The organism is Streptomyces sp. NPDC041784 (assembly GCF_055591025.1).
On the sequence record NZ_JBVJAB010000020.1, the window covers coordinates 93,278 to 106,895 of the forward strand.

At 73.0% G+C, this 13,618-nt stretch carries 12 protein-coding genes and 1 pseudogene; 7 read left to right on the forward strand and 6 right to left on the reverse strand.

Features of this window, described 5'->3' with window-relative positions; genetic code table 11:
- Positions 1–73 precede the first annotated feature (73 nt).
- A complete protein-coding gene (locus ACZ6D7_RS33755; protein WP_469499288.1) occupies positions 74–1,006 on the reverse strand; it encodes a cyclase family protein in 933 nt (310 codons plus the stop codon).
- A gap of 127 nt (positions 1,007–1,133) precedes the next feature.
- Between ACZ6D7_RS33755 and ACZ6D7_RS33760 the strand changes: the two are divergent.
- A pseudogene (locus tag ACZ6D7_RS33760) lies at positions 1,134–2,095 on the forward strand (DUF389 domain-containing protein).
- Here the strand turns inward: ACZ6D7_RS33760 and ACZ6D7_RS33765 are convergent.
- The 5 genes from ACZ6D7_RS33765 to ACZ6D7_RS33785 all read right to left on the reverse strand — a co-directional run bounded on the left by ACZ6D7_RS33765 (position 2,079) and on the right by ACZ6D7_RS33785 (position 6,433).
- Entirely contained in the window at positions 2,079–2,345 is a 267-nt protein-coding gene (locus ACZ6D7_RS33765; protein WP_469499291.1) for a hypothetical protein, read from the reverse strand. The pseudogene ACZ6D7_RS33760 and the gene ACZ6D7_RS33765 sit on opposite strands and share 17 nt — an antisense overlap.
- A gap of 28 nt (positions 2,346–2,373) precedes the next feature.
- Positions 2,374–2,919: a gluconokinase gene (locus ACZ6D7_RS33770; protein WP_469499294.1), complete on the reverse strand. Its 546-nt coding sequence runs from the start codon at positions 2,917–2,919 to the stop codon at positions 2,374–2,376.
- Positions 2,920–2,994: 75 nt separating this feature from the next.
- On the reverse strand, positions 2,995–4,044 hold the full coding sequence (locus ACZ6D7_RS33775) for a cytochrome d ubiquinol oxidase subunit II (protein ID WP_469499298.1): 1,050 nt from the start codon (positions 4,042–4,044) through the stop codon (positions 2,995–2,997).
- Complete coding sequence (locus ACZ6D7_RS33780; RefSeq protein WP_469499411.1) at positions 4,041–5,480, reverse strand: cytochrome ubiquinol oxidase subunit I; 1,440 nt, start codon at positions 5,478–5,480, stop codon at positions 4,041–4,043. Before ACZ6D7_RS33780 ends, ACZ6D7_RS33775 begins: the two co-directional genes overlap by 4 nt.
- 113 nt (positions 5,481–5,593) lie before the next feature.
- A complete protein-coding gene (locus tag ACZ6D7_RS33785) occupies positions 5,594–6,433 on the reverse strand; it encodes an SDR family oxidoreductase (protein ID WP_469499301.1) in 840 nt (279 codons plus the stop codon).
- A gap of 346 nt (positions 6,434–6,779) precedes the next feature.
- Here ACZ6D7_RS33785 and ACZ6D7_RS33790 point away from each other — a divergent pair, with 346 nt between their 5' ends.
- From ACZ6D7_RS33790 to ACZ6D7_RS33815, 6 genes are all read left to right on the forward strand, one after another.
- On the forward strand, positions 6,780–7,523 hold the full coding sequence (locus ACZ6D7_RS33790; RefSeq protein WP_469499304.1) for an alanyl-tRNA editing protein: 744 nt from the start codon (positions 6,780–6,782) through the stop codon (positions 7,521–7,523).
- Complete coding sequence (locus ACZ6D7_RS33795; protein WP_469499306.1) at positions 7,523–8,098, forward strand: helix-turn-helix domain-containing protein; 576 nt, start codon at positions 7,523–7,525, stop codon at positions 8,096–8,098. The genes ACZ6D7_RS33790 and ACZ6D7_RS33795 overlap by 1 nt, the downstream gene beginning before the upstream one ends.
- 207 nt (positions 8,099–8,305) lie before the next feature.
- Complete coding sequence (locus ACZ6D7_RS33800) at positions 8,306–9,364, forward strand: threonine aldolase family protein (RefSeq protein ID WP_469499309.1); 1,059 nt, start codon at positions 8,306–8,308, stop codon at positions 9,362–9,364.
- Positions 9,365–9,509: 145 nt separating this feature from the next.
- Positions 9,510–10,898 (forward strand): phospholipase, encoded by a 1,389-nt coding sequence (locus ACZ6D7_RS33805; protein WP_469499312.1) that lies wholly within the window; start codon positions 9,510–9,512, stop codon positions 10,896–10,898.
- A gap of 451 nt (positions 10,899–11,349) precedes the next feature.
- Positions 11,350–12,264 carry an alpha/beta hydrolase gene (locus ACZ6D7_RS33810; RefSeq protein ID WP_469499315.1) on the forward strand — a complete coding sequence of 305 codons (915 nt, stop codon included), beginning with the start codon at positions 11,350–11,352 and terminating at the stop codon, positions 12,262–12,264.
- Positions 12,265–12,266: 2 nt separating this feature from the next.
- The gene (locus ACZ6D7_RS33815) at positions 12,267–13,535 is read left to right on the forward strand and encodes an MFS transporter (RefSeq protein WP_469499318.1); all 1,269 of its coding nucleotides are present in this window, start codon (positions 12,267–12,269) and stop codon (positions 13,533–13,535) included.
- Positions 13,536–13,618 lie beyond the last annotated feature (83 nt).

The window sequence follows — 13,618 nt, forward strand, 5'->3', positions numbered from 1 at the left end:
GGTCCGGAGGTCCGGAGGTCCGGAGGTCCGGCGGTCCGGAGGTCCGGCGGTCCGGCGGTCCGGGGTGGGGCCGTCACAGGATGGCGAGGGGATTGACCGGGGAGCCGGTCGCCGCGGGCAGCCGGAGCGGGGCGATCACGCAGAGGAACGCCCAGCGGCCTTCCCGGGCGCAGACCGGCGTGAGGTCCTCGAAGCTCAGGTAGTCGAGCAGATGCAGGCCCATCGCGTGGACGGCGAGCGCGTGCACCGGGTACGCGACCCCCTCCACCGCGCTGGGGGCCGTGTCGTTGTTCCCGTCGCCGCCGAGCACGGACACCTCCCGCTCGGCCAGGAACTCCATGGCCGTCGGGTGGAGACCGGCACGGGCGCCCGCCGTGTCCCAAGGGCCCAGCTCCTCGCGACGCCGGCGGTGTCCGACCCGGACGAGGAGGATGTCGCCCCGGCCGACCCGCACCCCCTGCCGTGCCTCGGCGGCGGCCAGGTGCTCCGCCCGCACCTGGGATCCGGGTTCGAGCCAGGGGACGCCGTGCAGCCGGGGGATGTCGAGCAGGACACCGCGTCCGACGATGCCGTCGCGGGCCAGGCCGACCGACAGGGCGCTCGATCCGGCCGGCGACAGGACGTCCGCCGCCCGCACGCCGCCGTACAGGGTCCCGTCGTAGACGACGTGGCACAGCGCGTCGAGGTGGCTGTCCACATCGCCGTGGATGTTCATGGCGAAACGGTCGCGCGCGAACTCCAGGCCGCTCGGGCCCGGTTCGCCGCCCGCCGGAGCGGTGAGCCGGTGCTCGGCCGGATCCGCGTCGTCGGCCGCGGGCGCGGTGTTCACGCGAGCGGCGAGCGACACCGAACGGCCGGTGCGCACCTCGCGCACGGCCGCCAGCACCTCCGCCTCGGTGATCGTGTCCAGGGCGCCCCGGTGTGCGCCGCCGCCGGGGGCCGTGGCGCGCAGGTAGTGGTGGAGGCGCCGGAACTCGGCCTCGGTCAGCTCGCCGGACGGCCACATGCCCCCACCCTGCGGCAGGTGCCCCGTTCCCGCACTCCGAGTTGCCGGGCCCGGGGCGCGCGCGTTGATGAGGGGGCGGCTGTCGAGGAGGCGAGCCGGCGCACCGCACCGATCCGCGGAGGTCCGGATGGACATGATCCATGTCCGAGCGGTGTGCCCGCCGGACCTCACGGAAGGCACCATGGCCCTGCTCGGCGCCGAGCCGTGCGTGCTGAACCTGCTCCTCCACACGGGCGGTGTGCGCAAACCCGACGGTGACGCCATCGCCTGCGACGTCCTGACCGGAGCCGCGAACGACGTGCTGCGCGGACTGCGGGACCTCGGACTGGAGCACCGCGGGTCCATCGTCCTCGATCCGGTGGACACCATGTTCTCGGAGCGCGCGGTCCGGGCCGGGGGCGAGGAGTTCGGGGGCCGGGCGCAGGCGCCGGCGTGGGAGCAGGTGGAGGCCCGGATCCGGGCCGAGGGCAGATACCCCCCGAGCTTCTACCTCTTCCTGGTCATCGCGGGGGTCATCGGCGCGGTGGGCATCATCACCAACTCCCAGATCCTCGTCGTCGCGGCCATGGTGGTCGGACCCGAGTACGGGGCCATCACCAGCGTCGCGCTCGGGATCGACCACCGCGCCCGGCCGAGGATCGAGCGGGCCTCCGGGCGCTGGTCGTGGGCTTCCTGCCGGCCATCGCCGTGACCTTCCTCTTCGCCCTCCTCGTGCGGGGCCTCGGGCTCCAGCCAAGAGCCTTCGAGCTGGGGCTGCGGCCCGTCTCGAATCTCATCGACACCCCCAACTTCTTCTCGGCCGTGGTGGCGGTGCCGGCCGGGATCGTCGGCATCGTCTCGCTGGCCGAGGCCCGCACGAGCGCGCTGCTCGGCGTCTTCATCTCGGTGACCACCATTCCGGCGGCGGCCGACATCGGGGTCTCCTGCGCGTTCGCCACCTGGGACGAGGCCTGGGGCTCGCTGGTCCAGCTGCTGCTCGACATCGTCGTCCTGATCGTGGTCGGCACCGGCACGCTCAAGTGCCAGCGGACGATCTGGCGCCGCGTCAGCGAGCGCCGGCACACGCGCGCGATCAGGCGGACGGCGTAGCGCCGGGCGGCGGGCGGCGGGCGCGGACCGCGCGGGCGACGGCCACGTGTCCCGCCCGCGGGTGCCCTTCGATCCGGACCTGACCGGGCCGGAGCCGGCGCGCCGCCAGGCCGGGGGCGCCCGGGTCGTGGCGCGGCGGGTCGACGGCGGCCTTCCGGGCCGGGCACCGGTTGCTGTTCCTGGTGCGGGGTGACGGACTCCTGCTGCCCGTCACCCGTACCGGCGGCCCGACGCCCAGGGCGGGCGACACGGCCGTACTCCTGAGCGGGTGACCCCGCTCAGCGGGCCGTGGGCCCGGAGAAGCGCGCGACGGCGGCCCGTACCCGGGCGAGCTGCTCCGGAAGACCGACGGTGGCGTCCGTGGTCAGGCCCGGCTCGTCCGGTTGCAGCGGTTCCAGCGTCGCGAACTGCGAGTCGACCAGCCGGGCGGGCATGAAGTGCCCGGTGCGCCGGGACACGCGGTCGCGTGCGGTGTCCCGGTCCAGGGCGAGGAACAGGCACCACAACCGCCCGCCCGCGGCGGCACGGAGTTCGTCGCGGTAGGCGCGCCGCAGGGCCGAACAGGCGACGACCAGCCCCTCGCCGGCCTCGGCGGAGCGGCGGATGCGGTCGGCGAGGGCTCGCAGCCAGGGGGCGCGGTCGGTGTCGTCCAGGGCGTGGCCGGACGCCATCTTGACGATGTTCGCGGCGGGGTGGAAGTCGTCGCCCTCGACGAACGGCACACCGAGCTGTCCGGCGACCGCCTTGCCGACGGTGGTCTTGCCGGAACCGGACACCCCCAGGACCAGCACCACCGGCGGGCGGCCGTTCGCTGCCCCGGTCACGGGTTCCGAGCCCCGGTCACGGGTTCCGCGCCCCGGTCATGGGCGCTGCGCCCGGTCACTGGCTCCGCGCCCCGGTCACCGAACCTCCGGCTCCCGTCCGGCCGCCGTCCGCCGCAGGTCCGCCTCGGTGAGGGGCTGGAGGGCGCCGCGGGTGTCCAGCCGGTAGAGCAGGACGAGGGGCGGTCCGACGAGCACCACCGCAACAACCGTGACCAGCATCAGCCAGCGCAGCGTCGTCGACGCGCCGGCCGCCTCCGACACGGTCAGCGAGGTGGGGATGAGATAGGGCCGCTGGGCGAGCCCCCACGCCACGACGACGAGAGCCACGCCCGCGACCGCGGTGACCCGCGCCCATCCCGTCGCCATGCGGTACAGCAGTCCGGCGGTGGCCAGCGCGCAGACAGCGGCGACCAGGACGAGGGCGAGGCCGATTCCGCTGGTCAGCCCGTCGTGGACATAAGGCGCGTCGTCGTCCGTCACGACGAGGCCGACGACCGCCAGGACGGCGATGACGCCGAGGCTGCACCAGGCCCGCAGCCGGAAGTAGGCGACGAGGTCGGGGGCGTCGAAGCGGCGGGAGTCGGCGGTGAGGAACACCGCGCCGAGGAAAGCCGTCGCGGCGATCGTCAGCAGCCCGGCGATCACGGACGTCCCGTTGGCCCAGGCGTCGGCGGACGCCTCCGTACCGGGAGCCACCCGGCCCGTGGCGAGCCCCCCGACCGCCGCTCCGAGGAAGAAGGGCGTCAGCAGCGAGGAGACGGCGAAGGCGGCGCCGTAGACCCTGCGGCGGGCGAGACTGCGGGTGGGCTTGCGCAGGGCGAAGCCGGCGCCGCGCAGCACGAGTCCCACGGCCGCGAGGGCGAGCGGGAGCCACATGGCCGAGAAGACCGTCTGGAACAGGACCGGGAAGCCGGTCCACATGATGACCAGGATGAAGATGAGCCAGACGTTGTTGGTCTCCCACACCGGTTCCATGGCGTGGTCGATGAGCCATCGGGGCCGCCTGCCGCGCGCGGTGCCGCCGGCGACGAGGTCCCAGAATCCGGCGCCGTAGTCCGTGCCGCCGGCGCAGGCGTAGGCGGCGACGGCGGCGAGCAGCACCCAGGCGACGACGTCCTCGATCACGTGTCTCCCCCGTCCCCGCGCCCGGACATCCCGCCCCCGGCCCCGGCCCCTCCCCCGCCTGCGCCTCCGCCTCCGGTCGTGGACAGCGGGCGGGGTCCGTAGGGCGTGTCGGCCTCCAGGTTCTCGGCGGCGGCTCCCGCCAGGGCGTCCTCGTCGGCCTGTCGCCAGCGGGCGCTCATCCTCAGGAGAACGGCGAGGAACGAGCCGAGCACGAGGACGTAGACGACCACGACGATGCCGAACATCGCCCACAGGGACCCCTCGTGGGTGTCCGTCACCGCCTCCGAGACCCGCATGTTCTGGTAGACGATCCAGGGCTGCCGGCCCACTTCGGTCGTGATCCAGCCGCACTCCACGGTCAGCAGGCACGCGACGCCGGCCAGCGCGGCACACCGGAAGAACCAAAGCGAGCGGGGCAGGTCCCGGCGGCGCAGCCAGCACCAGCCGTACCAGAGGGCGAGCAGGAGCAGCAGGCTTCCGATGGTCACCATGATGTCGAACGCCCAGTGGGCGATCGTGGCCTGCGTGGCATTCGGGCGGTCGCTCGCGGGGACCGACGTCAGGCCCGTCACCTTCGTGTCCGGGCTGAATCCGGCCAGGATCGAGTCCAGTTGGGGGATCTTGATCCCGCCGGAGACCGACCCGTCGGGGTGCAGGCGCCCGAACATGTATTCCGGCACGTGGGTGTCGGTCTTCCAGACGACCTCCATGGCCGCGAACTTCACGGGCTGCTTGTGGAAGACGGAGCGGGCGATCGCGTCCCCGAGCATGAACTGGACAGGGGTGAGGATCGCGGCGACGGAGAACGGCACGGTGAAGCCGAGCCGGTGATAGCGGTCCCGGCGGCCCCGCAGCCAGCCGACCGCGTACACGCCGGCGACGACGTATCCGGCGGTCAGGATCACGCCGACCACGAAGTGCCAGTACTCGGGGCCGAACATCGGTGTGAAGATCGCCCGCCGCACGTCGACGTCCACGGGTTTGCCGGACGCGTCGAGCGTGAAGCCGCGCGGCGTGTTCATCCAGGCGTTGGCGGCCACGATGCCGAACGCCCCCATCAGGGCGGCCAGCGGCAGGGGCAGGCCGAGCCAGAAGTGCGTCCACGGCTTGAGCCGACGCCAGCCGTACAGATAGATGGCGATGAGGATCGCCTCGAGGAAGAAGGCCCATGCCTCGACCCCGAAGCCGAGGCCGATGACATCGCCCCACCGGCCCATCAGCCCCGGCCACAGCAGCCCGAACTCGAAGGAGAGCACCGTGCCGGTGACGATCCCGACGGCGAACTGGACGGCCATGACCGCCGACCAGCGCCGCGCGAGCAGCAGGGCGACGGTGTCGCCCTTGCGCAGGCCGCGGTAGTGCATCAGGAGGGTGATGGCGGGCAGCGCCACGCCGAAGGGCACGAGCAGGATGTGGGAGGCCAGGGTGAAGGCCATCAGTTCCCGGGCGGGCAGGAGTTGCGGCGGGCCGTCCGCCAGCAGCAGGAGGTCGATCGCGCTGTTCACATGGGCCTCGGTGGCTCGTACCGGACGGCTGGGGGCGGCGGGCTTCAGCCGCCGGTGGCGAATCCGGGGAACAGCGTCATTCCGCCGTCCACGTAGAGCGTGGTCCCCACGACGTAGTCGAAGAGGTCGGACGCCAGGGCGGCCACCGCGTTCGCGATGTCGTCCGGGTCGCCGACCCGGCGGTAGGGGATGAGCCGGAGCAGCGCGGCCTCGGCCTCGGGGGTGTCCCAGGCGCTGCGGTTGATGGGGGTGCGGATCGCGCCCGGCGCGACGGCGTTGACCCTGATCCGGTGGGGCGCCAGCTCCTGCGCGAGGGTCGCCATGAGCATCTGCACCCCGCCCTTGGACGACGCGTAGTTCGCGTGGCCCGACCAGGGGATGATCTGGTGGACCGAACTCATACAGATGATCTTCCCGGCGGAACGGGAGACCTCCGGGACGACGCCCCGCCGCAGGAACTCCTTGGTCGCCTCGCGGGCGCACAGGAACTGTCCGGTCAGGTTGACGTCCAGGACCTCGTGCCACTGGTCCGCGGTCATCTCGGTGATGGGGGCGTCGCGCTGGAGTCCCGCGTTCGCCACCATGACGTCGATGGTCCCGAACTCCTGGACCATCCGGGACACCATGTCGACGACCTGGTCCTCCTGCGACACGTCCGCCTCGTGCGCGTAGGCGCGGACGCCGAGGGCCTCGATCTCGCGCACCACCTTTTCGGCCGCGTCCCGGCCGGCCACGTAGTTCACCACGACATCGGCGCCCGCCCGCCCCAGGCCGATCGCGGTGGCCATGCCGATGCCGGAGTTCGCGCCCGTCACCAGCGCCTTCTGTCCTCTGAGGAGCGTCTGGGCAAGGGACTGGCGACCGTCACTGCCGCTGGTTTCCACTCGTGTCTCCCTGGTGATCGGGGCTCCCTGGAGCCGGCGCTTCCTGGAGCCGGGTCTCCCTGGAGTCAGGTCTCCCTGGAGTCGGGGTTCCTTGGAGTCGGGGTTCCTTGGAGTCGGGGCTCCCTGTGGGTGGCGACGCGGGCATGCGGAGGCATCCGCTCCCCAACGAAAACACCGGGGCGTCGGTGCGGCTCGGTGGCACGTGATCTGTCAGCCCGTCCGGGTGCGAGCCCGGCCCGAACGGCTCAGTGCCGGTCCCGCCGACGATCACCGGCCCGGACCTGCCGCGTTCAGTAAAACGAACGATAGGTTCACCACCGCCTGCCGTGTTCGTTATAGTGAACGTATGATTCGTTCTGACGACACTGTCGGAGTCGCGGCGGCGCGGGAGATCCGCGCGGCGCAGATCTGCGCGTATCTCGACGACACCTACCTGGAGCAGGCCGACACGCGGGTGATCGCGGTCGGCGAGCGGGACGGGGCACCCTGGGTGGCCGTCGAACGCTGCCTGTTCCATCCCCAGGGCGGCGGCCAGCCCGCCGACCGGGGATGGCTCGACGACGCGGAGATCGTCCCGGTCCGGGATCGCGCGTCGGGGCTGGTCGTCGCCATGGCACCGGAGGGCGGCAGCCTGCCCCGCTGTACCGAGGGGCAGAGGGTACGGACCCGGATCGACCCGGGGACGCGCAGGGCGCACGCCGCGCTGCACACGGCCGGACATCTGGTCGAAGCCGTCGGGCGGATGCGCGGGTGGGAGATGCTCGGCAGCATCCACTTTCCCGGTCAGGCACGGATCGAGTTCCGGATGCCGGAGAACGAGACGCGGCTGACCGACCCGGAGGGCAGGGAGGAGGTGACCGCGGCGCTGCGTGCCGCGGTGGCGTCGGCGATCGACGACGACCTGCCCGTCCTCGCCCGGTACGAGGGCGAGGGGCGGCGCGTGGTCCACCTGGACACCCTGCACTCCGCGCCCTGCGGGGGCACTCATGTGCGCGGTCTCGGCGATCTGGCGGAGGTGGTCCTGCCGACGCTGAAGGTACGGCGAGGCCGGGTCCGCGTGTCCTACACCGCATCCCACGGGAGCGTCTGATGGCGGCCTCGGGGTCCGGCCGGCAGCCGGTGAGCAGCACCGCGGTCGCGGTCGGCGCGAAGATCCGGCTGCGTCGCCAGCAGCGCGGCATGAGCGCCGCGGAGATGGCCCGGCGCGCGGGGCTGAGCAAGGCCACGCTGTCGCAGCTGGAGGCGGGCAGGGGCAACCCGACCATCGACACCCTGGACGCGATCGCGATCGCGCTGAGCATCCCGCTCGCCGATCTGCTGGCCCGTGACGCCGACACCGGCCCCGTCTACCGGCCGGGCACGCCGGCCGAACCCGGCGAGGTCTCCCGCGAGCTGCTGCGCCGTATCAGCAGCGGCAACAGTCTGGAGATCTGGCGGCTGCGCATGCCGCCCGAGACAGAGTTGGCCGGCGTGCCCCACACCACCGGGACGACCGAGCACCTGCTCATCTCCGCCGGGCGCATCACCGCGGGTCCGGTCGACGCCCCGCGCGACCTGGGCCCCGGCGACATGCTCGCCTTCGCGGGCGACGCCCCCCACTTCTACCGGACCGATGCCGAGCCGGTGGACATCACCGTCGTCCTCGCGTCCCCTGTCACGACCTGAGAGCGACGGCGGTCCACGCGTCCCCCGTCACCGCATGAGAGCGACCGCCATCCTCGCGCGTCCCCCGTCACCGCTCGAGAGCGACCGCCGTCCTCAAATCGCCCGTCACCACCCGAGAACCACCGCCGTCCTCGGCGTCCCCCGTCACCGCCCGATAGCACCGTCGCCCTCGCCCCCGTCACCGCCCGAGAGCCAGGAAGCCAGCCCGTGAGCACCACCGTCGTCACCCCGTCCGGCCGCGCCTTCATGAGCGACAACATGGCCGGCGCCTCCCCCGAGATAGTGCGGGCCGTCGCCGCCGCGGCGGCCGGACACAGCACGCCCTACGGCAACGACCCCTTCACCGACAGCGCCCGCCGCAGGCTGAGCGAGATCTTCGAGCGCGACGTGGACGTGTTCCCCGTCTCCACCGGAACCGCCGCGAACTGCCTGAGCCTGGCCGCCCTCACCCCGCCCTGGGGCAGCGTCCTGTGCCACCCCGGCAGCCATATCAACACCGACGAATGCGGCGCTCCGGAGTTCTTCACCGACGGGGCCAAACTCGTCAGCGTCCCCGGCGACGACAGCAAGATGGACGCCGACGCACTGCGGCAGGCGGTACGCCGCCGGGCCGGTGACGTGCACAGCGTCCAGCCGTCCGTGCTGAGCATCAGCCAGGCCACCGAACACGGCGGCGTCCACACGCTCGAGGAGACCCGGCTGCTGGCCGGCATCGCCAAGGACGCGGGGCTGCGCGTCCACATGGACGGCGCCCGCTTCGCCAACGCCGTGGAGCATCTCGGCGCCACCCCGGCCGAGATGACCTGGAAGGCCGGCGTCGACGTCCTGTCCTTCGGCGCGACCAAGAACGGCGCCATGACCGCCGACGCCATCGTCTCCTTCGACCCCGGGCTGGCCGCCGAGCTGGCCTTCCGCACCAAGCGCGCGGGGCAGCTCGCCTCCAAGATGCGCTTCCACTCCGCCCAGCTCGACGCCTATCTCACGGACGGGCTGTGGCTGCGCAACGCCCACCGGGCCAACACGCTGGCCACCCGGCTCGGCGACGGGCTCAAGGCCGTGCCCGGCACCGAACTCCTGGGCACGCCCGAGGCCAACATCGTCTTCTGCCGCCTGTCCCGGCAGACGACCGAGGGCCTGCTCGCGGAGGGCTACACCTTCTACCACGACCGCTGGGCGCCCGGGACCGTCCGCCTCGTCGTCTCCTTCTCCCACTCCCCGGCCGACATCGACCAGTTCCTCGACGCGGTCCGCCGCCACGCGCGCTGACGCCCCATGACCGCCCACTGACGCCCGGTCGGCGGCTCCCTGGCCGCCGACCGGGCGTCAGAGCCGTGCCGTGCACCGTGAGTTCAGACATCGGGTCTGGCACCGCACCCGCCTTCCGGTATGTCATGTCTCTGCCATCACATCGATGTGCCGGCAAGAAAGGGAACCCCCCATGCGTCTGCGCCCCCTGCGCGTCCTGTGCGGCACCGCCGCGCTCGCCCTGACCCTGCCCGTCCTGACCCCGGGTCGGGCCGCGGCGGCCGTCCCGGTCTCCTCGGTCTACCTGCAGAACTACGGCACCGGCCTGAACGCGGCCGACAGCGGCGGCACGGTCGTCGCGCACAACCCGAAGGGCAACGAGGACCACCAGCAGTGGACCCCGGTCGCGGTCGACGGCGGCCACCAGCTGAGGAACGCCGACGAGTCGGGCGTCTGCCTCGGCCGCAGCGGCACCTCCGCGGTGACCGCCGCCTGCGGGGCGGAGGGCACCACCTGGACGGTCACCGCCGGCGCGGACGGCACGTACACCGTGGGCGTCCCCGGCATCTCGCAGTACCTCACCGGGTCCTCCTCCGACTCCGCCGCCGTCCACCTCGGCTCGGCCGGCGACCTCGCCCGCTGGTACCTCACACCGGTGACGTACGCGACCACCCCGATGCCGTCCACCGACACCCGCACCCTGGACCAGGTCACCTTCCTCACCGCCCACAACGCCTTCGCCAACGGCGTCGACGGCAACTTCGCCTCGTTCCCGGTCAGTCTGTTCCCCAACCAGAACAAGGGCGTCACCCGGCAACTCGGCGACGGGGTCCGCGGCTTCATGCTGGACACCTACGCCGTCTCCGGGCAGGCCGTGCTCTGCCACAACAGCTGCGACGGCGTGAGCAACCCCGTCCCGCTCGCCACCGACCTCCAGCGCATCGTCGACTTCCTCAAGGCCGATCCGAGCCGGTTCGTCACCGTGTTCCTGGAGGACTACGCCTCCTCCGACGTGCTGAAGTCCTCCCTGGCCTCCGTCAACGGGCTGAACGACGTGCTGTACCGGCCCGACCAGGAAGGCGTGGCGGCCAAGGGCTGGCCGACCATGGCGGACCTCGCGGCGCACGGCAAGCAGCTGCTGATCTTCAGCGACCGGACGCGGGCGAGCGACACCGCGAGCGGCTGGACCACCCGCGACACCTTCGGCGTGATGTACCAGCGCGAGTGGACCGTCGAGAACCACTGGTCCATGGGCGGCGGGATCGGCGGCTCGGACTGGTCCTGCTACAGCCGCTGGGGCACCGGCCGGCCGCTGACCGTGGACTCCGCCGCCTTCCACCCGCTGTTCGTGATGAACCACTTCCGCGACTACCCCATCGGCTCCACCATCCAGACCGACAACGGCAAGCTCCTCAACCGAGCGCAGAACTTCTGCACACCCGCCGCCCGCAAGAAGCCCAACTACCTCGCCGTCGACCGCTACGACCTGGGCTCCCCCAGCCCGCTCAGCACGGTCGGCACGCTCAACACCTACGTCCTCGCCCCCGGGCAGTGACCTGACCTGACCGGCCCGGACACGGAGAGACGCAGAGCCGCAGAGCGGCAGAGCGGCAGAGCGGCAGAGCGGCAGCGGCCGACGTCGTTGCGGGACCGGGCGCGGTACCTGTCGGCGGTCCCACGAAGGGGGCCGATTCACCGACCGGCGGGCCCCTGGGGTGACCGCGCGCTCACCGGTTCACCGGCGGGTTCTCGGCGGCGGCGTGCGCCCCGGGGCCGCCCGGATGGCGCAGGGCGCGGAAGAACCCGCGATCGGCTCACCCGGCCGGTCCGCGCCCGCGCCGGTGCCGCCGCACGGCGAGCACCGGCGCGGCCACCGGGTCACGAGCCCGGCCACAAGGTGACGTATGTCGTGCCACTGCTGACGATGGAGCTGACGTGTGGGCAGAACCCGGCCGTGGACCGGGCTCCCGTCCGGTCCCGTGAGTCCGTCGTCCGAGGAGGAGAGCATGGCCCGGTCGAGCACGGCCCAGGATGCCCGGCCGCGTGCCGGCACCCCGCGCAGGATCACCCTGGACGGCGCGGGGGTGCGGCTGTCCGCGCTGCTCGCCGAGCCCGCCGACGGTGCGCCGCGGGCCGCCGTCGTCGCCCTGCACGGCAGTGGGATGAACGCGGCGTACTTCCATGCCCGGGCCGATCCGCGGCTGTCGCTGCTGACCCTCGGGCCCCGTCTGGGCTACACCGTCCTCGCGGTGGACCGGCCGGGATACGGGCGGTCGGCCACCGCCGTGCCGGACGGTCAGCGGCTGGCGGAGCAGACCCGGACCGTGCGCTCCGCGCTCGGGGACTTCGCCGCGCGCCATGCCACCGGGGCGGGCACCTTCCTGCTCGCTCACTCGTTCGGCGGCAAGGTGGCGCTGACCTCCGCCGCGGACGACGGCGTTCCGGGTCTGCTGGGGGTGGACGTCTCGGGCTGCGGCCACGAGTACGCCGTTCCGCCGCGCACGGTGTCCGACCTGGACGGCCCGGAGCGGCGGCGGCGCAACTGGGGTCCTCTGCGGCTCTATCCGCCGGGGACCTTCGTCGCCGGAGGGGCCTTCGTCGCGACGGTGCCGCGGCGGGAGTACGCGGACCTCGAGGACTGGCCGCGGGTCCTCGACGCCGCGGCGCCGCGGATCCGGGTCCCGCTGCGGTTCACCTTCGCCGAGCACGAGGGCTGGTGGCGGCACGACGACGTCCGGCTGCGCAGCCTGAAGACCCGTTTCACCGCGGCACCCCGCGTGGTCGTCGACCGGCTGGCGGACGCCGGACACAACATCAGCCTCGGCTGGGCCGCCCGTTCCTACCATCTGAGCGCCCTGGCCTTCCTGGAGGAGTGCCTCGTGCGCGGCGAGGCGGCGCCGCCCGGGAAGAGGGTCTCCTGACCATGCCCCGAGGCATCGTCAGAACCGCGTTGCGCTCCCTGTCCGTGCGCAACTTCCGGCTCTTCGCCGCCGGTCAGGTGCTGTCGGTGTCCGGTACCTGGATGATGATCGTCGGCCAGGACTGGCTCGTGCTGTCCCTCACGGACACCCCGGAGACGGCGCTCGCCGCGGTGACCGCCGCCCAGTTCACGCCGATGCTCCTGCTGACGCTGTACGGCGGGCGGCTCGCCGACCGCCACGCCAAGCGGCAGCTGCTGACCTGGTGCAACGTCGCGTCCGGGGTCTGCGCCCTCGGTCTCGCGGTGCTGGTGGCCACGGACGCGGCCCGGCTGTGGCACCTCCTGCTGTTCGGCTGCTGCCTGGGCACGGTGAACGCCGTGGAGGTGCCCACCCGGATGGCCTTCGTCAGCGAGCTGGTCGGCCCCGAACTCCTGCCCAACGCCTCGGCGCTGAGCGCCGCCTACTTCAACGTCGCCCGGGTGGTGGGACCGGCGGTGGCCGGCCTGCTGATCGCGGTCTCCGGGGTGGGGCCGCTCATGCTGCTCAACGCCGTGAGCCATCTCGCCGTCGTCGCGGCCCTGCGGCGCATGGACCCCGCCGAGCTGTGCCGGGTCCCACCGGGTGCCCCGGGCCGGGTCGTCGACGGGCTGCGGTACGTCAGGGGGCGCCCCGACCTGGTCGTGACGCTGACGCTGGTGTCGTGCGTCGCCCTGTTCGGGATGAACTTCCACCTCACGCTGCCGCTGATGGCCAAGACCGTGTTCCATGCCTCCCCGGGCACCTTCGGCCTGCTCACCACGGCGTTCGCCCTGGGCTCATTGGTCGCGGCGCTCGCCACGACGGCGCGCCGAACCCGCCCGTCCGCGCGCCTGGTGGCGGCGAGCGCCGTCGCGTTCGGCTGTCTGGAGGCGGCCGCGGGCCGGGCTCCGGACTACTGGTCGGCCGCCGTGCTGCTCGCCGCGACCGGATGTGCCGCCATCGCCTTCGCGCAGGCGGCCAACCACCGCGTCCAGCTGGGCAGCGACCCGCGCTACCGCGGCCGGGTGATGGCCCTCTACACCCTCATCCTCCAGGGCTCGACACCGATCGGCGCGGTGCTGGTCGGCTGGCTCTCCGCCCGGCTGGGCGCGCGCGCCGGGCTGTACGCCGGCGGCCTGCTGTCCCTGGTGTCCACGCTCGGCGTGCTGCTCGCCGACCAGGTGCTCCGACGGCGCCTGCGGGTGCGCACGGAGCGTGAGCGCGCCGAGCCGACCGCGTCCCACCTGCGGTGACCGGCCGGTAATACGTACCCCGGTACGTAGGTCTACGGATGCGTCGGCCCGCCGCCTCGGATTGTCTTGCCGTACGCCGGAGG